Source organism: Enterobacter sp. ECC_219_Taxon_10 (genome assembly GCF_058354905.1).
On record NZ_CM178005.1, the window covers coordinates 1,251,777 to 1,276,567 of the forward strand.

General features: G+C 55.7%; 21 protein-coding genes and 1 pseudogene. 12 read left to right on the forward strand and 10 right to left on the reverse strand.

Annotated features, from left to right (window positions below; genetic code table 11):
* Positions 1–492: 492 nt before the first annotated feature.
* Positions 493–1,713 carry a cytochrome P450 gene (locus AC4ICF_RS05940; RefSeq protein WP_316380780.1) on the forward strand — a complete coding sequence of 407 codons (1,221 nt, stop codon included), beginning with the start codon at positions 493–495 and terminating at the stop codon, positions 1,711–1,713.
* 122 nt (positions 1,714–1,835) lie between these two features.
* Here AC4ICF_RS05940 and AC4ICF_RS05945 read toward each other — a convergent pair whose 3' ends face one another.
* From AC4ICF_RS05945 to AC4ICF_RS05955, 3 genes are all read right to left on the reverse strand, one after another.
* Complete coding sequence (locus AC4ICF_RS05945) at positions 1,836–2,669, reverse strand: EAL domain-containing protein (RefSeq protein WP_316380779.1); 834 nt, start codon at positions 2,667–2,669, stop codon at positions 1,836–1,838.
* A gap of 47 nt (positions 2,670–2,716) precedes the next feature.
* On the reverse strand, positions 2,717–4,642 hold the full coding sequence (locus AC4ICF_RS05950; protein ID WP_316380777.1) for a methyl-accepting chemotaxis protein: 1,926 nt from the start codon (positions 4,640–4,642) through the stop codon (positions 2,717–2,719).
* A 134-nt stretch (positions 4,643–4,776) separates the two neighbouring features.
* Positions 4,777–5,217 carry a winged helix-turn-helix domain-containing protein gene (locus AC4ICF_RS05955; RefSeq protein WP_316380776.1) on the reverse strand — a complete coding sequence of 147 codons (441 nt, stop codon included), beginning with the start codon at positions 5,215–5,217 and terminating at the stop codon, positions 4,777–4,779.
* Positions 5,218–5,791: 574 nt separating this feature from the next.
* Here AC4ICF_RS05955 and AC4ICF_RS05960 point away from each other — a divergent pair.
* The 5 genes from AC4ICF_RS05960 (at position 5,792) to pheP (ending at position 12,969) form a co-directional block, all read left to right on the forward strand.
* The gene (locus AC4ICF_RS05960) at positions 5,792–6,583 is read left to right on the forward strand and encodes a winged helix-turn-helix domain-containing protein (RefSeq protein ID WP_491466196.1); all 792 of its coding nucleotides are present in this window, start codon (positions 5,792–5,794) and stop codon (positions 6,581–6,583) included.
* Entirely contained in the window at positions 6,570–7,034 is a 465-nt protein-coding gene (locus tag AC4ICF_RS05965; RefSeq protein WP_316380773.1) for a YqeJ family protein, read from the forward strand. The genes AC4ICF_RS05960 and AC4ICF_RS05965 overlap by 14 nt, the downstream gene beginning before the upstream one ends.
* 159 nt (positions 7,035–7,193) lie before the next feature.
* Positions 7,194–9,377 (forward strand): TonB-dependent receptor, encoded by a 2,184-nt coding sequence (locus AC4ICF_RS05970; protein ID WP_316380772.1) that lies wholly within the window; start codon positions 7,194–7,196, stop codon positions 9,375–9,377.
* A gap of 127 nt (positions 9,378–9,504) precedes the next feature.
* Positions 9,505–11,478: an alkaline phosphatase PhoX gene (locus AC4ICF_RS05975; protein WP_316380770.1), complete on the forward strand. Its 1,974-nt coding sequence runs from the start codon at positions 9,505–9,507 to the stop codon at positions 11,476–11,478.
* Positions 11,479–11,580: 102 nt separating this feature from the next.
* Complete coding sequence (gene pheP / locus AC4ICF_RS05980) at positions 11,581–12,969, forward strand: phenylalanine transporter (RefSeq protein ID WP_116341388.1); 1,389 nt, start codon at positions 11,581–11,583, stop codon at positions 12,967–12,969.
* Between the two features lie 98 nt (positions 12,970–13,067).
* On the opposite strand, the gene AC4ICF_RS05985 is transcribed toward pheP, so the two are convergent.
* Both AC4ICF_RS05985 and AC4ICF_RS05990 read right to left on the reverse strand, forming a co-directional pair.
* Positions 13,068–13,367: a helix-turn-helix domain-containing protein gene (locus AC4ICF_RS05985; protein WP_116341386.1), complete on the reverse strand. Its 300-nt coding sequence runs from the start codon at positions 13,365–13,367 to the stop codon at positions 13,068–13,070.
* A pseudogene (locus AC4ICF_RS05990) lies at positions 13,355–13,716 on the reverse strand (type II toxin-antitoxin system RelE/ParE family toxin). Before AC4ICF_RS05990 ends, AC4ICF_RS05985 begins: the two are co-directional and overlap by 13 nt.
* A 204-nt stretch (positions 13,717–13,920) precedes the next feature.
* Here AC4ICF_RS05990 and AC4ICF_RS05995 point away from each other — a divergent pair.
* The 4 genes from AC4ICF_RS05995 to AC4ICF_RS06010 all read left to right on the forward strand — a co-directional run bounded on the left by AC4ICF_RS05995 (position 13,921) and on the right by AC4ICF_RS06010 (position 18,382).
* Entirely contained in the window at positions 13,921–15,159 is a 1,239-nt protein-coding gene (locus AC4ICF_RS05995) for an MFS transporter (protein WP_116341381.1), read from the forward strand.
* A 15-nt stretch (positions 15,160–15,174) separates the two neighbouring features.
* Positions 15,175–16,200, forward strand: coding sequence for a sugar phosphate isomerase/epimerase family protein (locus tag AC4ICF_RS06000; protein ID WP_116341379.1), 1,026 nt, complete (start codon positions 15,175–15,177; stop codon positions 16,198–16,200).
* Positions 16,193–17,335, forward strand: a complete 1,143-nt coding sequence (locus AC4ICF_RS06005; RefSeq protein WP_116341377.1) for a Gfo/Idh/MocA family protein — start codon at positions 16,193–16,195, stop codon at positions 17,333–17,335. The genes AC4ICF_RS06000 and AC4ICF_RS06005 overlap by 8 nt, the downstream gene beginning before the upstream one ends.
* A gap of 75 nt (positions 17,336–17,410) precedes the next feature.
* Positions 17,411–18,382, forward strand: a complete 972-nt coding sequence (locus tag AC4ICF_RS06010) for a LacI family DNA-binding transcriptional regulator (protein ID WP_316380768.1) — start codon at positions 17,411–17,413, stop codon at positions 18,380–18,382.
* Here AC4ICF_RS06010 and AC4ICF_RS06015 read toward each other — a convergent pair whose 3' ends face one another.
* The gene (locus AC4ICF_RS06015) at positions 18,383–19,627 is read right to left on the reverse strand and encodes a mechanosensitive ion channel family protein (protein ID WP_116341373.1); all 1,245 of its coding nucleotides are present in this window, start codon (positions 19,625–19,627) and stop codon (positions 18,383–18,385) included.
* 65 nt (positions 19,628–19,692) lie between these two features.
* Entirely contained in the window at positions 19,693–21,129 is a 1,437-nt protein-coding gene (locus AC4ICF_RS06020; RefSeq protein ID WP_116341371.1) for an MFS transporter, read from the reverse strand.
* 107 nt (positions 21,130–21,236) lie between these two features.
* Between AC4ICF_RS06020 and AC4ICF_RS06025 the strand changes: the two genes are divergently transcribed.
* Positions 21,237–22,106: a helix-turn-helix transcriptional regulator gene (locus AC4ICF_RS06025; RefSeq protein WP_192983332.1), complete on the forward strand. Its 870-nt coding sequence runs from the start codon at positions 21,237–21,239 to the stop codon at positions 22,104–22,106.
* A 151-nt stretch (positions 22,107–22,257) separates the two neighbouring features.
* Positions 22,258–22,860 carry a hypothetical protein gene (locus tag AC4ICF_RS06030; protein ID WP_219323478.1) on the forward strand — a complete coding sequence of 201 codons (603 nt, stop codon included), beginning with the start codon at positions 22,258–22,260 and terminating at the stop codon, positions 22,858–22,860.
* Positions 22,861–22,887: 27 nt separating this feature from the next.
* Here AC4ICF_RS06030 and nfsB read toward each other — a convergent pair whose 3' ends face one another.
* The 3 genes from nfsB to AC4ICF_RS06045 form a co-directional block, all read right to left on the reverse strand.
* Entirely contained in the window at positions 22,888–23,541 is a 654-nt protein-coding gene (nfsB, locus tag AC4ICF_RS06035) for an oxygen-insensitive NAD(P)H nitroreductase (protein ID WP_116341365.1), read from the reverse strand.
* Between the two features lie 120 nt (positions 23,542–23,661).
* Complete coding sequence (locus tag AC4ICF_RS06040; protein WP_151413900.1) at positions 23,662–24,030, reverse strand: MmcQ/YjbR family DNA-binding protein; 369 nt, start codon at positions 24,028–24,030, stop codon at positions 23,662–23,664.
* Positions 24,020–24,610: a TetR/AcrR family transcriptional regulator gene (locus tag AC4ICF_RS06045; RefSeq protein ID WP_116341361.1), complete on the reverse strand. Its 591-nt coding sequence runs from the start codon at positions 24,608–24,610 to the stop codon at positions 24,020–24,022. The genes AC4ICF_RS06040 and AC4ICF_RS06045 overlap by 11 nt, the downstream gene beginning before the upstream one ends.
* Between the last annotated feature and the right edge of the window lie 181 nt (positions 24,611–24,791).

Consider the following 24,791-nt stretch of genomic DNA (forward strand, 5'->3'; position numbering starts at 1 on the left):
TCAGCGCGTTGCGCAAAAGGTGTTGTAGTCTGCTAAAAGTGGCCACTTAGACCTACTGCTTAATAATCGAAACCCTGCTAGTAATAGCAGGGTTTTGTTATAGTTGGAGATCTGCAATGCACAATAGTAAACAGCTGCCGTATTTATTTAACCCTGACATGACCGCTGAGCAACATGAAGACTGGCTTGTACAGCAGAAAAATTGCTTACAAAGCGCTGGCGCTACAGAAAGCAATACATCAGTTCTGGCCAGAAGCATCAGAACTTGAATCTGACCCCCTCCTCTAAAGACCATCCAGCCTACATGAAATGACAAACAATAAATCAAAACATATATCTTTTATGAATGCATCGACGGTTCAGGCCGATTTTATGAGCCACGTAACCCCGAACATGATTCGTTCAGTATAGTCATCCGTCATTGCACTATTTGAACTGAAACATATCCCTGCTTTACTAAAAGGTGATTAATCCTGTGATGAGGGTCCACCTGTGGCATATGTCGACAAAGCACTTCGGTTTAATCCCGCCTCACCTGTCTTTCAGGAAAATCTTCATAACGTCTATCAGCATATGCGACACCACCAGCCGGTGGCGCGAATCGGTAAAACGTGGGTGCTTACCCGCTATCAGGATGTTTATCAGGCGCTGAAAGAGCGAGCGTTCGTCTCTTCGGGCATACCTGAAGATGTTCATACCGAAATGGAAAAACAGTGCTTCAATCTCTCGCCCCCTTTACGGGATCTTCTCTACGGCATTGTGCTGTTTGAAGATGGAAATGTGCATCGCGCGCACCGTCAGGCGCTGCAGGCTCTGTTTACCGGCGAATCCTGGGCGGCGCTAACCCGGCTTGTTTCTGAGGAGTCGCATTCAGTGGTGGCAGATTTAACAACCACCGACACATTTGACGGCATACGCCAGCTTGCTGCGCCGCTCTGGGGAAAACTGTTTACCGCCTGGCTCAACCTGCCGAAAGCGCAGCAGGAGGTGGTAGAACAAGAGAAAAATGCCATTCGGCTCTTATTAGATCCCAGCGCCATCGATCGAGAGGGGCTTGAGCGGCTGGTCGTGGCGCTTTCCCGTCTGGATGACAGTTTTCGACAACTTGCGCAGGCGCACGGACAGGGTTACGACTCGCTTTTTTATCGCAGCCTTCTGAAAGGTTATGGCGGCGATCGGGATGCGCTTGCCGCACGGTTTAGCACCGACTGCGTCACGATGCTTATCGGCGGCAGTGAAACCAGCGAAGCGTTAACCGGAAACCTGGTGTATATGCTGGCACAGCAGCCTGAACTACAGGAACGCGTCAGAAATAACACTCTCCGGATGAAAGAGATCGTCAGTGAAACCATGCGCTTTGAGTCTCCGCTGCAGATGGGCAGACGAAGGGTTGCGGCTCCCGTGCAGTTTCTGGGGCGCGAACTTAAAGCCGGGGATAACATCTTATTATGCCTCGGCTCTGCGAATCGGGATGAAAGCGTCTTTGAAGAGGCGTGGCGCTTTATTCCCGGCCGCAAGAACGCGCAGCGACAGCTGGGATTTGGCGCCGGTGTACACCAGTGTATTGGGCAACTGCTGGCGCAGTGTCAGGCTGAAACGCTGGCGATGGCCTTAAGCGAACGCGGGACGATCTCTCTTGTGGGAGACGCGAAATGGTCGAATCGAAGCCTGATTCTCCGTACGCTGGAGACGCTGCCTGTTAAAATTATCTAAGCGATAATGAGGGTAATGACAGGATGAGGATCCTATTCCCTCGTGATTCACAATAATATTCACGACACCGAGAACTAGAAATAATGTCATTGCAGCCGCTCCCAACGCAGAGTGGCTGTCCTTCAGCAAGCATTAACTTTTCCGACGAGTTCATCGATCTTCATAGGCTTACCGAAATAGTAACCCTGCAAAAAATCGCTGTCCTTTAAGCGCAGATAGTCAGCCTGAGCCTTTGTTTCTACGCCCTCGGCAATAATCCTCAGGTGCATTTTTTTCGCCAATTCGATAAGACTGTCCACCAGTCTGGTATCGCCATTTTCACTAATCTGGCTGACAAACAGTTTGTCTATCTTGATGAATTCGGGGTCTAGCGCGTGAATGTAAGAGATGTTGGAACAGCCGGTCCCAAAGTCATCCAGCGCCAGGGAGATATTGGCTTGTCGGAGCGTTGCAAACCATTCGCTTAACTGAGGAGTGAAATGCAGCGGATCGCGTTCCGTAATTTCGATAACCAGCTGGACCTGGCTCGACGCGAGTTTTTGCAAAAGCTCAAGCGTATCCGTCTCGAAACGCGGATCGAGGCAGTTACGGACGCTCAGATTAAGGTTGATATAAAGCCGGTCAGGGAAAAGGTGAATTCGATGCTGAAGATCGGCAATGACCTGCTGAATCAGATGATGCGTTAGCGGGGCGATAAGCCGGTGTTTCTCTGCCAGCGGGATAAATGTATCTGGAGACACGGGGCCGTACAGAGGATGATTCCAGCGAGCGAGTACCTCGATACCCGCGATAGTGCCCGTCTGGCTGTTAAAGAAGGGCTGGTAAACCGGCACAATCTCGCGCTTCTCGATGGCCGCGCTCAGGGTGCTTTCCGGGGAGAGGGTAAGCAGGCGGGCCAACAGTGTATTGAAGCGGGTGAACCATCCTGAGGTTAATTTTGTCGTGGTTATCATCATGAGCCTTAAGCGCGCGGCGCCCTCTCCGGACAGCCGCGCGGTGGTTATCAGAATTTGACCCAGTCATCCTGGTCATGGGAAGAAGATCGTTTAATAGGGGTCACGCTGGCGGTTAGCTGGCTTTCTCGTTGGCGGGGTTTGTGCCCGTTTGACACACGGAAAATCGACACCACTTTTTCAAGCTGCACGGCCTGATCCTCCAGCGAACTTGCCGCAGCGGAAGACTCCTCCACCAGGGCGGCATTTTGCTGAGTGGTGGTGTCCATTTCTGCCATCGCCTGGGCAATCTGCGAAATTCCGCGGCTTTGCTCATCAGTGGCGGCGGCAATTTCGTTCATAATGTCACGCACCTGCGCCACGGATGTCTCTATTTTCGTCATCGCATCCCCTGCGCTTTCAACCAGACTAAAGCCGGTATCCACCTGCACGACCGATTCGTTAATCAGGTTTTCAATCTCTTTTGCTGACTGCGCGCTGCGCTGAGCGAGGGTTCTCACTTCTGCGGCAACCACGGCAAAGCCTTTACCCTGGTCGCCCGCTCTGGCGGCCTCAACGGCGGCATTTAGCGCCAGAATATTGGTCTGGAAGGCGATACTGTTAATCACGGTGGTGATCTCTGAAATGCGGTGCGAACTGCTGCGCACGTTTTTCATCGTATCGATCACCTTCAGTGAGATCTGACTTCCTTCCGTCGCATTTTGCGCGGCTTCATCAGCCAGCTGGCGCGCATGATTAGCATTCTCGGCGTTGAGCGCGACGGTAGAAGTCAACTCTTCCATGCTGGCGGCGGTTTCGACGACGGCGGCTGACTGCTGTTCGGTGCGCGACGACAGATCCATATTGCCTGCGGCAATTTCTGAAGACGAACGGGCGACGCTATCCACCCCATTGCGTACGTCATTAATGATGTTTTTCAGGTTTGCATTCATGGTCGCAACGGCCTGCATCAGCAGACCCGGCTCATCACGACGTGTGCTGGTCAGTGTGCTGGTGAGGTCGCCCTGGGCGATTTGCTCTGCAACACGCAGGGTCTCATTAAGCGGACGGGTGATGGACAGGGTGATGCCCATCGCTAAGAGGACGCCAAGCGCAAGACCGATGGCAGCAACGATGCCCATCTGTATCTGAACGCTATCAACCGTATCAGACACTTTTTTCTGCTGCAGGCTAAATAATGTCTGGATGGCCTGCGTCAGCGTTATCGCTTTACCGGTTAAGGTATCGGAGAGCGTCGACTGTTGATTCCAGACGTTTTGGTAATTTATTAACTCTGCCGCGACGTTTTGCATGTCTTCCAGGCCTGACTGCAGCCAGACCTTTTGTTCCTCGGTAGCAACCGAAAGCAGTTGTTCGGTGTCCGATTTTGCGATGTCCAGACGCGCGCGGATCCCTTTCATTAACGCATCCGTAGGATGCTGTTTATAGAGGGTAACCTGAGAATCAATGTCGCTCATGACAAACGCAATCTGAGCGGCCACAAGGGCGTGCGAAGCGTCCAGCGAGCCATTGCGGCTGAGCGTGGAAGCCAGGCCGGAGTTATCGCACAGTCCCTGAGTGCTCAGTTTCTGTTCGCTGATTTTCTTCTCAGAAAGGGATTTTGTGAAAGGCAGCAGGGTGGCGACGTAGCTGTTCACCGCATTTGCCGTATCGTCCAGCGTTTTTTTTCCTTCCGGGGACCAGGACAGTTTTTCCATACTGGCGACAATGCTCTGCATGCGCTGGGTGGCGGCGTTGGTCTGATCAAGGTACTTCTGGTCGAGCGTGTACTGAAAATTCGTCCGCCCTAAGCGAACCTGCGTCAGGGCGTTAAACAGGTCGGTGGTATGGCCGTTCTTTTCGACTTTATCCTGAATGTTGCTGAGACCCAGCAAACCTGAAATCAGAATAACAATCGTCACGAGCAGCACGAGAGAAAAACCAAAGAATAACTTCTTACGAACTTTCAAGTTGGCAAAATGGTTGATTATGCTCATATATAAAATTCCAGTGTTGGTATAAACCAAACAACAGTGCTAATAAATCATTAACGAAAAAAATGCTGAGGCAGAGAGATGATAAAAAAAAGCCCCTCACACGTGAGTGCTCAGGGCAAGAACCTGAGTTGACATCACTCACTCAGGCTATCTGTCTTCTCCTCTTTTTTAACAGAATGAGCCGGGAGTTCGCTCATTCTGTAATAAACGGGGATTACATCCGAATAATTAATGATGTAACCACACCCTTTAATATTGCGAATAAAATTTTCTGGTAACCCTAGCATACTCAGTTTGTTGTTGAGATTGCGCAGAACCTGCCACAGTCGTTGTGTGGAGGGGCTCAGATTATGCGCCTCCCAAATTTCTTCAAAGAGCTCTTCTTTAGGGATGGGCTGGGTTCTGCCATTCATCAACAAATAAAGGAAAAGCCTGAGCATCGTTTCATTAAAATAAATAGAGGCAAATGCAATACTTTTATCACTCTGGATGCCAGTAAGGCGGTAGAGTCTGCGGTTAGAAATATCAAAATGAATGTCATCACCGATCATAAACCCATATAGACGATAACCCATATCTAATACCCATATTAAATGAAGACGAACTTGCATCACTACATATAAGCGCTGAGATAATCCATACCGTTTATAGGGTGGATTATATGGCTGCAATAAATGCTTTCCAATACACATCCCTGTGCGCTATGAGAAACCGGTTGTACCTCACCCTGGCATGGAGTTTTTGTCGATATAAGTTGTATTTTTGGAATAAAACGCCAGATGCTTTTCATTTTTCTTTTGTTTGTTCTGAGAATCGATGTGCAATCGACCGCTCAACATAAAAATGCAAATTTTGAAAAAGATTCAGCATTTCTTTCTGTGGACACTACCAGGTAATGAGAAGCCTGATAGTGCCCTTTCGATACCGCATAGGTTACGATTCCTCTGCAGCAAAGAGGAGTGAAGATAAATGATTTATACTGATTAAGTTGATCCTTAAGCTGGGCGGAAGGTGAGAGGGAATGGGGAGTGAAAACCAATAATTCGTTGATAATAAATAACTAAATCCTGAATCAGAAAACGGATACGGATGTGAAAGTATAATAATGATGAATGTACAAAATCCCTGCGCGTTAACGGCCGGTGCGTCATGAAGCCCGTCTTTCTGATAAACGGCACCGTGCTTTTTGAGCCTGAGCTGCGTCGACTGTGCTCACTTTCGGGCTACCCTGAGCGCGCTGTGCTCCTGCATGCTCCGGTTAGCGAGTGCCTGCTACAGCTGCTTGAACACAACGGTGAGGTGCTTACGCAACGTTATCTTTTCTCAGCGGTATGGGAAAAACAGGGGGCAGTTGTCTCGACCAACGCCCTCTACCAGACTATCGCCTCTATCCGTAAGGCCCTTAAGATGGCGGGTCTGGCAGATAATGTTGTGCAAACCGTACCCAAAGCGGGGTTTAAGTCGGTTGCTCAAATTCAGACGGGTACACTCGACACCTTTATCGCGACGGACGCGGCTTCGCCAGCCGACCTGCAAACTGAAGCTTCCGTGCCGACACCGCGCGTAGCAGATAACCGTTTCCGCTTTCTCTCAGGGAAAATAGCGTATGGCGTCGCTACGGTGTTATTTATCCTTTCGTGTATGGTTCTCTATCAACAGTTTCATGAAAAACGCGCCGGATTTGAAACCTATCAACCGATAGGCAATATTGCAGGGTGCGACGTTTATTCCTCCTGGTATGACAAAATAAAAAGTCAGCGGATATATATTGGCCTGACCAAACGTTATCCCATTCAGTGCAACGCCGGTGGGGTGGCCTATATCACGCTCAACCGTTATCAAAATGGAACGTCGGTGATTGTGTGCGATAAATTGCCTGAGGTTGCTGGTGCACAATGTGATTCCATTTTGTACAGGGAGCAATATCATGAAAATGACTAGCCGGAGTGTGCGCTGGTTGTTCATCCTGTTGATGATTATCGCGCCACTTTTTTATGCCTGGTATACGCATTATCAGCGGAATCATTTTACCTGTGAGAGTCATCTCATTATTGTTGATGAAAATTCGCGGGTAGATGCCCTCATGACGTTTACATTTAATAATGGTGCTGGCAGTTACGATTCCACCGGAGAATACAGTCAGGCGGGTCAGGAAACGGTTGCCATCAGCAATAAAATTGCCTTCCGTTACTGGCGCGAAGAAGGGCGAATTATTATGATTTCCAGTGATACAAACGAGCGCCCGAAAAAAGACGAACCTTTTCGTCACTCTATTCCCGATTTTTTCCGCCAACGCGACCATGGCATTAGTATACAGCTCGTTCCGGTGAACGCTGCTTCCTACCTCTTCATCTTCGGAAATACTCCCGCGTTTTACTGTGCTAAAGGATGAGGGGGCCCCTTTATCACGAATTTTTTTGAGCTGGATCTTGCACATATTTGCGCTTGCCAAAGTATAGATAATGCGTATAGTTCTCATTTGCATTGCAACTAATACATTCTAAGGCCCGCCAACGGGTCATTTTTGCGCGCACTTTCAAACGAGTTAACGATGAACAACACCAAAATGCACAAAACGCTGCTGGCACTCGCCATTGGCGCGGTTACACATTCCGCCTGGGCGGCGGAGGATAAAAAAGAAGACACCATAGTTGTGCAGTCTGCACCTGCCGGCGACTTCAAACCCGGCGGCGACCAGCTGGTGCCGGCCTTCCTTGACGGGCAGGTGGCGAATGGCGGACGCATGGGGATGCTCGGACAGCAGAACGCCATGGACGTGCCGTTCAACATCATCAGCTACACCTCGAAGCTGGTGGAAGATCAGCAGGCGAAAACCATTGCTGACGTGGTCGCCAACGACGCGGGCGTGCAGTTCGTTCAGGGGTACGGCAACAGCGCTGAAACCTTCCGCATTCGCGGCCTGAAGTTTGACGGCGACGACATGACCTTTGGCGGCCTGTCCGGCGTGCTGCCGCGTCAGGTGGTGGATGCCCAGATGGTCGACCGCATCGAGATCTTCAAAGGGGCAAACTCCCTGATGAACGGCGCGGCAAGCTCCGGCGTGGGCGGGATGATCAACCTTGAGCCAAAACACGCGGGCGACACCCCGCAGGCGAAAGTGGGCGTGGACTACACCTCGGACTCCCAGATTGGCACCACGCTGGATGCGGGCCGTCGCTTTGGCGATAACGACCAGTTCGGCGCACGTGTCAACCTCGTCCATCGTGAAGGGGAAACCGGCGTACCGAACGATCGCCGCCGCACCACGCTGCTCTCCACCGGCCTGGACTACAAAGGCGACCGCTTCCGCTCCTCGCTGGACCTGGGCTATCAGAAAAAAACCTTCCACGGCAGCCCGACCAGCGTCAACATCTCGGCGGTGGATTTCGTGCCTGAACCGCCGAAAAACGATCGGAACTTCTCGCAGAAGTGGGCCTACAGCGATATCGAAAACGAGTTCGGGATGTGGCGCAGCGAGTACGACATTACCGATAACTGGACGGCCTATACCGGCCTGGGCGCGCAGCACGCGCATGAAGAAGGGATCTACAGCGCGCCGAAGCTGGTGGACAAGAGCGGCAAGGCGACGGTCAGCCGTCTGGATACCAACCGCATCAGCGATTCCGTCAGCGGCATGGCGGGCATTCGCGGTAACTTCACTACCGGTTTCGTCTCGCACAAGGTGAACGTCGGGTATTCCGCGATGACTAAAAACGAAAAAATCGCGTGGAAAATGTCGGCGGCGAAGGATAACCCGACCACCAACATCTATCACAACACCGGCGTCGATATGCCGGACAGCACTAACTTCAACGGCTCCGGCGGCAAATACAGCGATCCGCTGACCAGCGGGCGCACCCGCACCCAGGGCTGGCTGCTGAGCGATACCCTGGGCGTGCTTGACGACAAGCTGCTGTTCACCGCAGGCGCGCGCCATCAGAAAGTGGTTGTTCGCGGGTATAACAAAATCACCGGCACAGAGAACGACGCGGACGGTTTCGACGGCAGCCGCTGGATGCCAACCTACGGCGTGGTCTACAAACCGTGGGAGGAAATTTCCCTCTACGCCAACCACACCGAAGCGCTGCAGCCGGGCAAAACCGCACCTAACACCGCCACCAACTACGGTCAGAGCACCGGCATCGTTCACTCTAAGCAGAACGAAGTGGGCGTGAAGGCGGACTTCGGGCGCGTGGGCGGCTCGCTGGCGCTGTTTGAGATCAAAATGCCGTCGGCGATCCTCGATGCTAACAATCACTACGGCCTGGATGCGGAGCAGCGTAACCGTGGCGTGGAGCTGAACGTCTTCGGCGAGCCGATGCTCGGGATGCGCCTGAACGCCAGCGCCACCTGGCTGCAGGCGGAGCTGACCAAAACTAAAAACGGCGTGAACCAGGGCAACGATGCGATCGGTATTCCGAACTTCTACGCCGTGCTGGGCGCGGAGTACGACATCAAGCCGGTTGACGGCCTGACGGCGACCGCGCGGGTGAACCACTCCGGCACGCAGTATGCTGACCTCGCGAACAGCAAAAAACTCGACAGCTACACCACGCTGGATCTGGGCATGCGCTATCGCTTCGCGGTGAACCACAGCGCAAACCAGATGACCGTTCGCGCGGGTATCGACAACGTGACCAACGAAAACTACTGGGCCAGTGTGGACGACTCCGGTACCTACATCACTCAGGGCGAACCGCGGACCTTTAAGGTCTCGGTTGGCTACGAGTTCTAAGCGTTCCACCTCGTTATCCGGGGCACGGATGCCCCCATCCTTCCGTCACAGTGTTATAAAATTGTAATAAAAGCTTCTTACACTGGTCGCCAACTCTTTACCTCTTGGCCAATGACAGGAAGCCGCTATGGGCAGACCCCTCAAATCCGTTTTTAAAAAAGAACATCGCGACGATATCGCTAATCGCAGCGCTAACCCGGTATTCTCCGAGGTGGCAGAAGTGTTCCTCTCCCGCCGCCGTTTTCTCCAGATGGGCGCCGTCGCGGGCGCTGCCGTTTCATTCCCCTTTTTGATCAAACCCGAAAATGCCGTTGCCGCGGTATCGAAGCCTTCCGCGCTGGCAAAAGCGGTTTCCCTGGGCTTTACCAGTATCGACGTCTCCACGGAAGATACGGTCAGGGTGCCGGAAGGCTATATTGCCCGCCCGTTCTATCGCTGGGGTGACCCGACGGGGATCAAGAACAACATGCCGGCCTTTAAGCCGGACGCCAGCAACACCACGGACGAACAGGCCGTACAGGCGGGCATGCACCACGACGGCATGGCGTGGTTTAGCCTGCCGCAGGGGGAGCAAAACCCGGAGCATGGCCTGCTGGCGATGAACCATGAATACATCGACAACGGGATGCTGTTTACCGACGGTACGGCGAACTGGAGCCTCGACAAAGCCCGCAAGGGGCAGAACGCGATGGGCGTCTCGGTGGTGGAAGTGAAAAAAGCGGGCAGCGACTGGCAGGTGGTACGCCCGTCTTCATATGCCCGCCGCATCACCGTCAATACGCCGATGCAGCTTACCGGCCCGGCCCGGCATCAGGACTTAATGAAAACCGCCGCCGACCCGCAGGGGGAACGCGTGCTGGGCACCATGCAAAACTGCGCCAACGGCCACACGCCGTGGGGCACCTATCTCACCTGCGAGGAGAACTGGTCGGATATTTTTGTTAAAAAAGCCGATCGTAACCCGCTGGAAAAACGCTACGGCATCAGCGACAGCGACGAATCCTACCGCTGGAACGAGGTGGATGAGCGATTCAGCGTCGATAAAACCCCTAACGAACCGAACCGTTTCGGCTGGGTCGTGGAGATCGATCCCTACAACCCAACCTCCACCCCGCGCAAGCACACCGCGCTGGGCCGCTTCAAGCATGAAGGGGCGGCCGTCACGCTCGCCGCCGACAGCCGCGTGGTGGTCTATATGGGTGACGATCAGAAGTTCGAGTACATCTATAAGTTTGTCTCGGATAAAAAATACGATCCCGCGAACCGTGAAGCCAATATGCAGCTGCTGACGTCCGGCACGCTGTACGTCGCCAGGTTCAACGAGGACGGGAGCGGCGACTGGCTGCCGCTGATCTTCGGGCAAAACGGTCTGGATAAAAGCAAAGGGTTTGAAAGCCAGGGCGATCTGCTGATTAAAACCCGCCTGGCGGCCGACGCGGTGGGGGCAACCAAAATGGATCGCCCGGAGTGGATAGCCGTCGATCCGCACGCCAGTGGCAGCGTCTACTGTACGCTCACCAACAACAGCGATCGCGGGAAAGAGGGCAAGGCGCCGGTGGATGCCGCCAACCCGCGCGCCAACAACGTGTTTGGTCATATTATGCACTGGCGCGAAGAGGGGACCGATCCTGCCGCCACGCGCTTTAAGTGGGATATTCTGGTGATGGGTGGGCGGACCGACAGCGACGATCCGAAGGCCAAAGGCTCCATGCAGGGCGCGGCATTCGGCAGCCCTGATGGACTCTCTTTCGATCATCAGGGCGTCCTGTGGATCCAGACCGACGTCTCCTCCAGCACCATTAATAAGAAAGCCTACGAGGGGATGGGCAATAACCAGATGGTGGCCACCATTCCGGGCACCAACGAGTATCGCCGTTTCCTGACCGGGCCGCGCGGGTGTGAAATTACCGGCATTGCGTTTACGCCGGACAACCGGACGCTGTTTATCAACATTCAGCATCCGGGGGAGGGCGGGGATGATATTACCGACCCGGCCAATCCGCGCGCCGTCTCTAACTGGCCGGACGCCAGCCCGAACGGACGCCCGCGTTCGTCAACGGTGGTGATTACCAAAGCGGACGGCGGGATCATCGGGTCGTGACGTTTATCCGCCGGGCGCACGCGCTGGCCCGGCGTTAAACTTGCTACCACCAGCATGAAGTGTTAAAACGTGCCCCTTCTAAAAAAGAGACAGGGGTAGGGCGTGAAAGACGCGTCATCCGCTTCAGGCCATGGTAGCGCTGAAGCTTCGTCGGATCAGAATCCGACGCTGCAACGTGGTTTGCAAAATCGACATATTCAGTTAATTGCCCTTGGCGGCGCTATCGGTACCGGGCTGTTTCTCGGCATCGGCCCTGCCATTCAGATGGCCGGCCCGGCGGTTCTGCTGGGTTACGCTATCGCCGGGATTATCGCCTTCCTGATCATGCGCCAGCTCGGCGAGATGGTCGTTGAAGAGCCGGTGTCAGGCTCCTTCGCACACTTTGCCTATAAATACTGGGGCCCGTTCGCAGGCTTCCTCTCCGGCTGGAACTACTGGGTGATGTTCGTGCTGGTGGGGATGGCGGAGTTGACCGCCGCAGGCATCTACATGCAGTACTGGCTCCCGGACGTGCCAACGTGGATCTGGGCGGCGGCCTTCTTCATCATCATTAACGCCGTTAACCTCGTGAACGTGCGCCTGTATGGCGAAACCGAGTTCTGGTTTGCGCTGATCAAGGTGCTGGCGATTATCGGCATGATCGGTTTCGGCCTGTGGCTGCTGTTCTCCGGCCACGGCGGCGAGCGGGCCACTATCGACAACCTGTGGCAGCACGGGGGCTTCCTCGCGACCGGCTGGAAAGGGCTGATTCTCTCCCTGGCGGTGATTATGTTCTCCTTCGGCGGGCTGGAGTTGATTGGCATCACCGCGGCCGAAGCGCGCGATCCGCACAAAAGCATTCCGAAAGCGGTCAACCAGGTGGTGTACCGTATTCTGCTGTTCTACATCGGCTCGCTGGTGGTGCTGCTGGCGCTCTACCCGTGGGTGGAAGTGAAGTCCGACAGCAGCCCGTTCGTGATGATTTTCCACGATCTCAACAGCAATATGGTGGCTTCAGCGCTGAACTTCGTCATTCTGGTGGCGTCGCTGTCGGTCTATAACAGCGGGGTTTACTCCAACAGTCGCATGCTGTTTGGCCTCTCCGTGCAGGGCAACGCGCCGAAGTTTCTCACCCGCGTCAGCCGTCGCGGTGTGCCGGTCAATTCGCTATTCCTTTCCGGCGCGATTACCTCTCTGGTCGTGCTGATCAACTACCTGCTGCCGAAACAGGCCTTTGGCCTGCTGATGGCGCTGGTGGTCGCGACGCTGCTGCTGAACTGGATCATGATCTGCCTGGCGCACCTGCGCTTTCGCGCCGCGATGCGCCGCAAGGGACGCGAGACGCAGTTTAAGGCGTTGCTCTACCCGGCAGGGAACTACATCTGTATCGCCTTCCTGGGGCTGATCCTGGCGCTGATGTGCACCATGGATGAGATGCGTCTTTCGGCAATGCTGCTGCCGGTGTGGGTGGTGTTCCTGTTTATCGCATTTAAGCTCTCGCGCAAAAAGTAGCGCGGTTTTCTCCCTCTCCCTGTGGGAGAGGGCCGGGGTGAGGGCACCAGACCGCACCTGCCTTCACGCCCGGTCAGGCGAAGCAGCCACCTGCAGTATCAAATCTGAAACGCGATCCGTTTCCCATTCGGTAACGTCACATCGATGCTCATTTCACCGCCTAGCGCACTGACATAACGTTTGAGCGTTGAAAGCCGGGGATCGTTTCCCGGCTGTTCGATTTTTGCCACAGTGGGTTGTTTTACCCCCATTGCCTCGGCCAGCTCTGTCTGCGAAACATTGAGCTCTTCCCGCAGTTGGTTCAGGGCAACAATTCTGCGCATCACTTCAACTTTAGCCGCAATACGCTCCTGACTTTCCGCGCTCTGTTGTGCCATGAGTTCTTTTAGCGTTGCCATATGGCCTCCTTATCCGCCAGATGTCTGCTGTACTCAACGTCAGCCAGCGTAATCATTTCGTCATAAAACCGTTTTTGATTGCAACCGGTTTTGTCTCCAGCACAGAGCACAATTGCCTTACGGTCGGGATCAAAAGCAAAAAAGCTCTGATGGGATTTCTCGCATGTTGAATCCGTAACTCTTTCATGTTCGCATAGGCTGAAGCCTTCACGGTGTCTACGTATGGCCGCCCAAGCGTCGGGCCAAATTCAGCAAGAATATGCATTGTTGCCAGCACATCTTCTTTTAATGCTGTTGTTTGTTCAAAGAACCATTCATCAAATCTTTCCGTTGTCTCGACATTCCACATCGTTTCTCCTGTAGCTTCCTCGCTGTATTATTTTATAGCCTATTGGCTATAGCTACAATCAGAACGTCTCGTTTTGTCATACAACGAGCTTTATCGTGACCCCCCTCCCAAATCTGTTTCGATCCACAGGATCTTTAAATTGTAATCGATTACTTTTTACTTGAACTGTTTTGTAATCGATTACTTTTGAGGGTGGGGCTCATCATGGTGTCAACAACTGAAAGTAGTGGGAAGGCGATAGCACAGCACCGGCTGCTGGTTCCGCGGCTGTCGCTGATGATGTTTTTGCAGTTTTTTATCTGGGGTAGCTGGTCGGTCACGCTCGGCCTGGTGATGACTCAGCACAACATGTCTTTGCTGATTGGCGATGCGTTCTCCGCCGGGCCAATCGCCTCTATTCTCTCGCCGTTCGTGCTTGGCATGCTGGTGGATCGCTTCTTTGCCTCGCAAAAGGTAATGGCGGTGATGCATCTCGCCGGGGCGGCGATCCTGTGGTTTGTTCCGGGCGCGCTGATTGCCGAAAACGGCGCGCTGCTGATTGGCCTGCTGTTTGGCTACACGCTCTGCTACATGCCGACGCTGGCGCTGACCAACAACATCGCGTTTCACAGCCTGGCGAACGTGGATAAAACCTTCCCGGTGGTGCGCGTGTTCGGCACCATCGGCTGGATCGTGGCGGGTATTTTCATCGGCGTTACCGGCGTGGCGGCAAGCGTCACCATCTTCCAGGTGGCGGCGGCCAGCTCCGTGCTGCTGGCGCTTTACAGCCTGACGCTGCCGCACACGCCAGCCCCGGCGAAAGGCCTGCCGGTCAAGGTGCGCGATCTCTTCTGCGCGGATGCCTTTGCGCTGCTCAAAACCCGCCACTTCTTCGTCTTCTCCGTCTGCGCGATGCTGATCTCCGTTCCGCTGGGCACCTACTACGCCTACACCGCCTCGTATCTGGCGGATGCCGGAATTGCCGACGTCAGCACCGCCATGTCGTTCGGGCAGATGTCCGAGATCGTCTTCATGCTGGTCATTCCGCTGTTGTTCCGCCGCCTGGGCGTGAAGGTGATGCTGCTGATCGGCATGCTGGCGTGGTTCGTGCGTTACGCCATGTTCGCGCTGGGCGTCAGCGAAGAAGGACGCATCCTGCTGTACCTCGGCATTCTGCTTCACGGCGTCTGCTACGATTTCTTCTTTGTCGTCGGCTTTATCTACACCGACCGCGTGGCGGGCGAGAAGGTGAAAGGCCAGGCCCAGAGCATGATCGTCATGTTCACCTACGGCATCGGCATGCTGCTCGGCTCGCAGATTTCCGGCGCGCTCTATAACCGCCTGGTGGCCGGGCAGACCGTGCCGCAGGCGTGGGTGACATTCTGGTGGATCCCGGCGGTGGCTGCCGCGGCGATCGCGCTGATTTTCCTTCTCACGTTTAAGTATGACGATGACAAGGCGTAATGTTCAGGAGGTGGTATGAGGACGATAAAAGGACCCGGCATTTTTCTGTCTCAGTTTATTGGCGCAGAAGCGCCGTTTAATTCGCTCGACGGGCTGGCTGAATGGGCGGCAGGTAAAGGTTATAAAGCGGTGCAGATCCCCTGCAACCATCCGCATATTTTTGACGTCGAGAAAGCGGCTGAGAGCCAGGCCTACTGCGATGACGTCACCGCTAAGCTGGCCGCGCACGGGCTGGTTATCAGCGAACTGTCGACCCATCTGGAAGGGCAGCTTGTCGCGGTAAACCCGATTTACAGCGACGCGTTTGATCACTTCGCGCCCACGTCCGTGCGCGGTAACGATGCGGCGCGCCGGGCGTGGGCCACGGAGAAGCTGAAACAGGCGGCGGTCGCCTCGGCCAGATTAGGCCTAAAAGCGCACGCCACCTTCTCCGGCTCACTGGCCTGGCCGTTTTTCTACCCGTGGCCGCCGCATAACGAACAGCGTTTTCAGGAAGCGTTCGGGGAGCTGGCAAACCGCTGGCGGCCGATTCTGGATACCTTCGACGAGCAGGGGGTGGACGTCTGCTTTGAGTTGCATCCGGGGGAAGATCTGCACGACGGCGTGACCTTCGAGCGTTTTCTGGCGCTGGTGGATAACCACCCACGCTGCAACATTCTCTTTGATCCGAGCCACATGCTGTTGCAGCAGATGGACTACCTGACCTTCATCGACATCTACCACGCGCGCATCAGGGCGTTCCACGTGAAGGATGCGGAGTTTCGCCCGAACGGGCGCAGCGGCGCGTACGGCGGCTACCAGCCGTGGATCAACCGCGCCGGACGCTTCCGGTCGCTCGGCGACGGGCAGATCGACTTTAAGGGCATTTTCAGCAAGCTGACCCAGTACGACTATGACGGCTGGGCGGTGCTGGAGTGGGAGTGCTGTCTGAAGGACGGCGAGACCGGCGCGCGCGAAGGCAGCGAGTTTATCCGCCGCCACATCATTCCGGTTTCCGGGCGCGCGTTTGATGATTTCGCCGCTGGAGGCAAGCATGATTAACGTCGGAATTATCGGCAGCGGGTTTATCGGCCCGGCGCATATCGAGGCGCTGCGGCGTCTCGGATACGTGCAGGTTGTGGCCCTCTGCGACGGCACGCTTGCCAAAGCGCAGGAAAAAGCGCGTCAGCTTAACGTGCCGCACGCGTACGGCAGCGTTGAGGAACTGCTCGCACACCCCGATCTGCACGTGGTGCACAACTGCACGCCTAACCACCTGCACGCGGAGATTAACCGCCAGATCCTGCGCGCGGGCAAGCACGTGTTTTCCGAAAAGCCGCTGTGCATGACCCCGGACGAGGCGCGCGAGCTGGTGGCGCTGGCGGATCAGACGGGCGCGGTGCACGGCGTGAGCTTTGTCTATCGCCAGTTTGCGATGGTGCGCCAGGCGGAGAGCATGATGCGTGCGGGCAGCGTCGGGCGGCTGTTTGCCTCGCACGGCAGCTATCTGCAGGACTGGATGCTGCTGGAAACCGACTATAACTGGCGGGTAGATGCCGCGCTGGGCGGCGCATCACGCGCGGTGGCGGACATCGGCTCCCACTGGTGCGACACGGTGCAGTTCGTCACCGGGCGGCGCATTACCGAGGTGATGGCGGATCTCTCCATCGTCTGGCCGACGCGCAGGGCCAGCAAAGGCTGGAATCAAACTTTCTCCCACGACGAGCGGGCGGAGTATGAAGACAAACCGGTCACCACCGAAGATTTCGGCTCGGTGCTGTTCCGCTTCGACGACGGCAGCAAGGGCAGCTTTAGCGTCTCGCAGGTGAGCGCCGGGCGTAAAAACCGCCTGACGTTTGAGGTCAACGGCAGCGAGCGGTCGCTGGCGTGGGATCAGGAGGTGCCGCAGCAGCTGTGGATCGGCCATCGCGCGCAGGCCAACCAGACGCTCACCGACGATCCGGGGCTGATGAACCCTGACGTGGCCGACAGCGCCCACTTCCCCGGCGGACATATCGAAGGCTGGCCGGACGCCTTCAAAAATATGATGGCGCAGTTCTACCGCGCCGTGCAGGCGGGCGCGATGCCGGATACGCCGCAGTTTGCGACGTTTCACGATGGCGCAAATGTGATGTATATCATTGATGCTATTGTGAAAAGCCATCAACAGCAGCGCTGGGTGCGCGTGGAACAATAACGCGTTGCCCGGTTCGCCGGGCAATAAATTTATGGTAGCCTGCACAAAACGCTAACCGCAGGATGTGTCGTCGCTATGTCAATTCAGAAAATCGCTCAGCTGGCCGGGGTCTCCGTGGCGACGGTCTCCCGCGTGCTGAATAACAGCGACACCGTGAAGGCGAAAAACCGCGAGCGCGTTCTGCGGGCGATTCAGGAGAGTAACTACCAGCCAAACCTGCTCGCCCGTCAGCTGCGCACCGCCCGCAGCTATATGATCCTGGTGATGGTGTCCAACATTGCCAACCCGTTCTGCGCCGAAGTGGTGAAGGGCATCGAGGCCGAGGCCGAGAAAAACGGCTACCGCATTCTGCTGTGCAACTCTGGCTCGGACATCGAGCGCTCCCGCTCGGGCTTAAGCCTGCTCTCCGGCAAAATCGTCGACGGCATTATCACCATGGACGCCTTCTCGAAGCTGCCGGAACTGGCCGCGCTGATTGGTTCTGCACCGTGGGTGCAGTGCGCCGAATACGCCGATGCGGGCGCGGTCTCCTGCGTCGGCATCAATGATGTGGACGCTTCACAGCATGCCGTCAGCCAGCTGGCCGACGGCGGCCGCAAGCGTATCGCGATGATCAACCACGATCTCAGCTACAAATATGCCCGCCTGCGCGAGCGGGGCTACAAAAGCGTGATCCACCTGCGGGATCTGGACTATCAGGCGGTAGAGTATGCCAGCGATCTCAGCTCCGGCGCGGGCATGGCCGCGATGCAAAATTTGCTAAAAGAAAACCCGCCGGATGCGGTATTTGCCGTTTCCGACACGCTGGCGGCGGGCGCGCTGCGTGCTATTCAGCAGGCCGGGCTGCGGGTGCCGGAGGATATCGCGGTCGTGGGCTTTGACGGCACCGAGCTCGCGGAGATGATTTCGCTCACCACCATCGAACAGCCGTCGCGGGATATCGGGCGCAAGGCGGTCGATCTGCTCTTAAATAAGATCGACAACCCGGATGCGCCCACTGAGAGAGTGATGATGGACTGGCGCTTTATTTCCCGCGCCAGTGCCTGATTATTGCGCGATGACGCCAGCCAGGGAGCGAATATCGTTCCCGGTTGGCGACTGGTGAATGCGCAGACCAAATTCATCCACCACCGCAAAAATATGATCGAAGATGTCGGCCTGAATTTCCTCATATTCCGCCCAGACCACTGTGTTGGTGAAGGCATATATTTCAATCGGCAGGCCGTTGGCGTCCGGCGCGAGCTGGCGCACCATCAGCGTCATATCTTTGCGGATGCGCGGGTGGTTGCGCAGATATTCATTCAGGTAGGCGCGGAAGGTGCCGATATTGGTCATCTTGCGCAGATTTAATACTGATTCCCCTTCACCGTTCTTCTGATTCCACAGGCTAATTTCCTCATGACGCGCGGCCAGATAGGGCTTCAGCAGCTTCGCCTGAATCAGCTTCTGCTGCTCCTGCTCGTCGAGGAAATGAATGCTGGTGGTATCAATATTCAGGCTGCGCTTAATGCGTCGCCCGCCGGAGGCAGACATGCCGCTCCAGTTAATAAAGGCGTCAGAGACCAGCGCCCACGTCGGGATGGTGGTGATGGTGTTATCAAAGTTGCGCACCTTAACGGTGGTCAGGCCGATATCCGTCACCGTGCCGTTGGCGCCGTACTTCGGCATCTCCAGCCAGTCGCCGAGCTTGAGCATGTCGTTGGCGGAAAGCTGAATCCCCGCCACCAGTCCGAGTATCGGGTCTTTAAACACCAGCATCAGAACGGCGGCCATGGCGCCCAGACCGCTGATAAGAATCGCCGGGGACTGGCCGATCAGCAGGGAGATAATCAATATCCCCACCAGAATGGCGCTCACCAGCTTGATGCCCTGGAAAATCCCTTTTAGCGGCAGCTGCGACGCGGTGGCCATTTTCTGCGACAGGTTAAAAATCACGTCCAGCAGCGAGAAGAAGGAGAGCAGGGCATACACCATCACCCACAGCTTCGCGCAGGTGGTGAGCATTTCCGCCGCTTCGCTGCCTTTTTGCAGCCACAGCACCGCCTGAACGTTGACGATTATCCCCTGAAGGGTAAAGGCCAGACGGTGAAATAGTTTATTCTGGGTAATGATCTGCAACCATAAATGGCTGCTGGCCTGCGCGCGTTTCTCAAATGCGCGCAGCACCACTTTGTGAAGAATAAAATGAACGATGATGGCGGTAAGAAAAATAATACCAAAGATAATCACTAAAGAGGTGGTGTGATTAATTTCAATGCCTAACTCTTCAACCTGAGCAATTAATTCCTGCATAACATCTCCTGTATTGTTGCAGCCCCATAATGGCGGCTGCGGATCTATTATGCAAATTTGCGGGCTTATTTGGCGGCCTGGCAGACCTTCGCCACCGGCAGGCACAGCCTGTGACGCATACGGATTGTCGCCAGCGCCAGGATAACCATCAGGCCGGTTTCTACTGCCAGGAAAAGGTTAATCGCCTGCGCGTAATTTCCGTGATAATTCTGCAGGCCGTGTAGCAAAATCGCGCCGAAAATGGCCGGGCCCAGCCCCAGCGCGGCCTGCTGCAACGTGCTGAGAATGGCGCTCGCGGCCCCCGCGTCATCGGGCTGAATATCGCGCATCCCGATGCGGTAAAAGCTGTTTACAATCAGCGCCTGGCCGTAGCCTACCAGCCCGGTGGCAGGCGCCAGCGTCAGCGCAGTATTTTGCAATCCCCAGTAGCGGAACGTGACGATCAGCGCCAGCAGGCCGATTATCTGAATTGCCAGACCCGTCAGCAGAATCGTGCTGGTGCTGTAGCGGGCAATCAGCCTCGGCGCGAACCATGCGGAGATAAAATAGGTCACGCCAAGGGCGATAAAACTGTTCCCGGACTGCCACGGCGCCATCCCCAGCCCGGTCTGCATGGTCAGCGCCATGCAGAACATAAACCCGGACCAGACGCTGAAAAAGAGCAGCGCAATCACGATGCCAAAGCGAACGCTGCGAAGCTGAAGCAGACGCGGCGGGATCAGTGGATGGGCATTCTCACGCTCCTTTTTGCGCGCATTCTGCGCCATCAGCCAGGCCAGCGGAATAATGACAAGAAGCATAACCTTCAGCGACCACGGCCAGTGCTGTTGTGGGCCGAGCGCCATCGGGAACAGCAGACAGCAAAGAATGATCGCCAGCAGCACGGTGCCCGGCCAGTCGATGCGTGACGGCGTCTCACGGCGGGTTTCCGGCACGTAGCGGCGGCTTAACGCCAGCACCAGCAGACAAATCGGCACGTTGATAAAGAAGGCGTTACGCCAGCCCAGCCCGGCGATATCCGCCGACACCAGCCAGCCGCCGCCCATCTGGCCCACGATAAACGCAATCCCGCCGATGCCGCCAAACAGGCTTATGGCTTTCGCGTGGGCGCTGCCTTTTAGCGTGACGTGCAGCGTCGCGAGGATCTGCGGCATAATCAGCGCTGCCCCCGCGCCCTGAACGATGCGCGCGGCCAGCAGCTGTTCAATGTTTCCCGCCATCCCGCACAGCAGCGAGGCCAGGCCAAAAACTGCCACGCCCCACATAAACAGGCGACGGCGGCCAAGGTTATCTCCCAGCTTGCTGCCGAGCGCGAGGCAGACGGCAAAGGCCACGCCGTAGAGCGCGACAATCAGCTCCAGCTCGGTGGCGGTAGCCTGCAGTGAATGGGTGATAGCGTCCAGCGCCACATTGGTGATTGAGGTATCAATCATGGGCAGCATCTGGCCGGTCAACAGCAGTATCAGGCCTGCGCGGCCCGGTGAAACAACTGACGTATTCATGGTAACTCCATTGCGTCATTCATCAGATGGTCGTAGCATCAACCATCTGATAAACGGGTACCAGTTCTTGCTTATACTGGTACTGGCACTACCATGCAGGGGGATTTATGGCCTTGATGTCTGAACCCGTCGCCTCACATCAGGATGACACCCGAAAACAGCTGGGGGCATTTTTACGCGCCCGGCGGGAAAGCCTCGATCCGCAGCGTCTCGGCCTGCCGCGCAGCGGTCGGCGCCGCACGCCGGGCCTGCGCCGGGAAGAGGTGGCGATGCTCGCGGATGTGGGCGTGACCTGGTACACCTGGCTTGAGCAGGGCAGGGACGTCAAACCGTCCAGCACGGTGATGGCCGCCGTGGCGAAAGCCCTGCAGTGCACCCCAACCGAAACCCGACATCTGTTTGTGTTAGCGGGGTTACCGCCGGGTGAAGCGCCGCAGGCGGTCTGCTGCGAGGGCATCAGCGAAGGCACCCGCCGCCTGCTCGATACCCTGATGCCAAAACCCGCCAGCATCCAGAAGCCCAACTTCGACATCGTGGCGTGGAACGACAGCTTCGGGCACCTGATGGGCGTTGATTTCAATGACATCCCGCCGGAAGACCGCAACTGTATTTACCTGTTCCTCACCCATCCGGCGTGGCGCGCGCGTCTCGGCAGACGCGACGACGTGCTGCCGATTTTCGTTTCCTATTTCCGCGCGGCGATGGCCGAGCACCGGGGCGACCCGCTGTGGGAAGCCAAGCTGGCGCGCTTCTTCGCGGTGTCGGAGGAGTTCAAAACCCTGTGGCACCAGCGCAACGACGTGCGCGGCGTGGAGAACCAGCTCAAGCTGTTTACCCATCCAGAACTGGGTGATTTTACGCTGCAGCAGATGTACTGGTACTCCGCACCGCGAAACGGCTCGCGGCTGCTGGTCTATTTACCGGTGGATGAGGCGGGGGAGCGGGCGATGGAATGGCTGGCGGAGCAGGGGAAATAAGTTTTTTGCGAGGCGCTTTCAGGGAATAATGGCTGGTTCTGCTAAGTGGATGAGACAGGTGTAAGGTGGGGTTATCTTAAACCAATCGACTGAATCGACATCATTTCGATGAGGTGTTAAGTCGTCTATACTCACGCCATGAGAAACCACCATGTCGCCACTGATGATTGATTCCGCAGACTTCAGCCAAAAATTAGGCCTTATCTCCCGAAACGTTGAACATACTGAAGCGTTTCTTGCACGAGGCACGGTGGATTTTCATCTGCCTGGATTTATGCTGCCAGCGGGATATCGCCTGTTAAAATCGCGCTACGGCGATGAATACCGTCTCGTGACCACTGACGATGGTAAACCCTATACGGCGTATGCCGTGAAGTTGACGTTTCATAAAGAAATTACATTTCCTCACGGGGCTGCGACACAGGTTATGGTCTGGCGTACGCCACGCGCCGTGCATCAGCGAGTAATAAGTGGGTTACCACAATCCTTCTTTCAATGGGTGCTTAGCGAATACGACATTGTGGTTTCTGACAGCGAACAAACCGGAGACGGACAGCGGTTTTGGTTACGCATGATTGACTGGGCGTTCAGCATGAATTATCAGATAAGCGTGGCGGACGGTACGGTAGGTGAGGAGTGGCACTTAACACCGGTGAGTTCTTACGCCGAGCTGGAAGAGCGCTGGATTGCGTTTGCCTGGGGATACGATCGTGATGTTCATCCACATCGCAGGTTAGTCATCAGTAAAGCGTAACGGGCCGCACAGAGCGGCCCGTTTTGATCAGCACTCGGTCACAATCGTGCTCAGCGGCAGGCGAGACTTCGGCAGCGTGGCGTTGAAATCTTCCACGCTGTGGTGCCCAACCGGCACCACCACCAGGCTGGTGAAGCCTTTCTCTTTCAGGCCAAACTCTTCGTCGAGAATAGCGGCGTCGAAGCCTTCGATTGGCACGGCGTCCAGACCCAGCGCACCCACGCCCAGCAGGAAGTTACCGACGTTCAGGTAAACCTGTTTCGCCATCCACTGGTCGTCATCTTTCAGATCCACGCGGTGCATATCGGCAAAATAGTGGCGTCCTTTGTTATTGGCCGCTTTCGCTTCCGGCGTGTTGAAACGACCATCCGCCTCTTCCTGATCGACAACGCGCTCCAGCCAGGCGTCGTCCATCGCGGTTTTCGCGCAAAATACCACCACGTGAGAAGCATCCAGCATTTTGCGTTCGTTGAACACATAGGTGCCCGCGGCGGATTTCGCCACGCGCGCTTTACCTTCCTCGGTGCTGGCCACAATGAAGTGCCACGGCTGGGAGTTGGTGCTGGATGGGCTGTACTGCAGCAGGGTTTTGATTTTTTCCGCTTCTTCAGCGGTCAGTTTTTTGGTTGGGTCGAACGCCTTGGTAGAGTGGCGTTTCAGGGCGACAGAAATGATATCCATAACTACTCCTGGTAATGAAATTCGCCCGTGCGCGGGCGCGAAAGGAGAGCAGATTACCGCGCGAGGCCGCAAAAGATAAGTGCGATTCGAGCGGTTATACTGTTCGGCACAGACGAACAGTCAGGCTGGCCGTATCCACTTCTGGTCTTTTTTCGGCAGCTTATCGACAACCAGATTCCACGAGTCCGCGATCAGGTCGGCGACCAGTTCTGGCGTGATGTCCTCCGTGCCGTAGAGCGAAATCCAGTGTTTTTTATTGAGGTGGTAGCCCGGCTCAACGCCGCGATAAATCTGCTGGTTTAACAGGGATTTTTCCGGGTCGGATTTCAGGCTAACGTGGGGCCTGCCGTGCGCGGTGGCCATCAGCATAAAAATTTTCCCGCCAACCTTAAACACGTCGTACTCGGGGCCAAACGGCCAGCAGTGTTCGGTGAAAGGCATCTCCAGCGCGACGCGTTTCGCGTGCGCCTGCAGAGAGTTACTGTCCATCGCTATCCTCCTGAGCCAGCCCGCGCCACATGGCTTCAAAACCCAGCGCTTTAAAATCGACGGCACGGGACGGATCGCGGGTGGCAAACTCCATGGTGGTTTCCGCCAGCGATAAGAAAAGCGCATCGCCAAACGTTTTAAATTCATCGGACATAAACACCGGGCGCACCGAGCGGCGGCACAGCTCGTGAAGTTCCGGGAACATCTCCTTCACCGCCTGTTCCGTTTCGGCGCTCAGCTTTTCACTGACGCCAATCTGGCGGATTGCCGCATGAGAAACGGGGTTACGAATACCCCAGTCCACGTAGCTGTTCCAGATATTGCGGGTATGCTCTTTAGGAAGGGTGAGGGTGCGATCGAGGTTCGCCAGCATGGTCTGGCAGAGATCCTGCTTGAGGTGCAGGTAAAGGGCATTCAGCAGGTCGTCTTTAGTAGCAAAGTAGCGAAACAGCGTGCCTTCAGCGACGCCCGCGTTACGGGCAATTAACGCCGTTGAGGCGGCAATACCTGACTGTGCAAATGCCACCGTTGCGGCTTCCAGTAAGGCCTGTTTTTTATCTTCACTCTTCGGACGTGCCACTAAATTTTCCCCCTCTCAATGCTAAAAACCCTGATTGAAACACGTGCTTTGACACGCTGCAACGCGGAATGTCAAAGATCGAAAACGTCTTGACGACTTTATCATCATATCTATAATGAGTGCTTACTCACTCATAATCAAGTTTCCCCCGCGTAAACCATCGGATGGCGCGCGTTTTCGG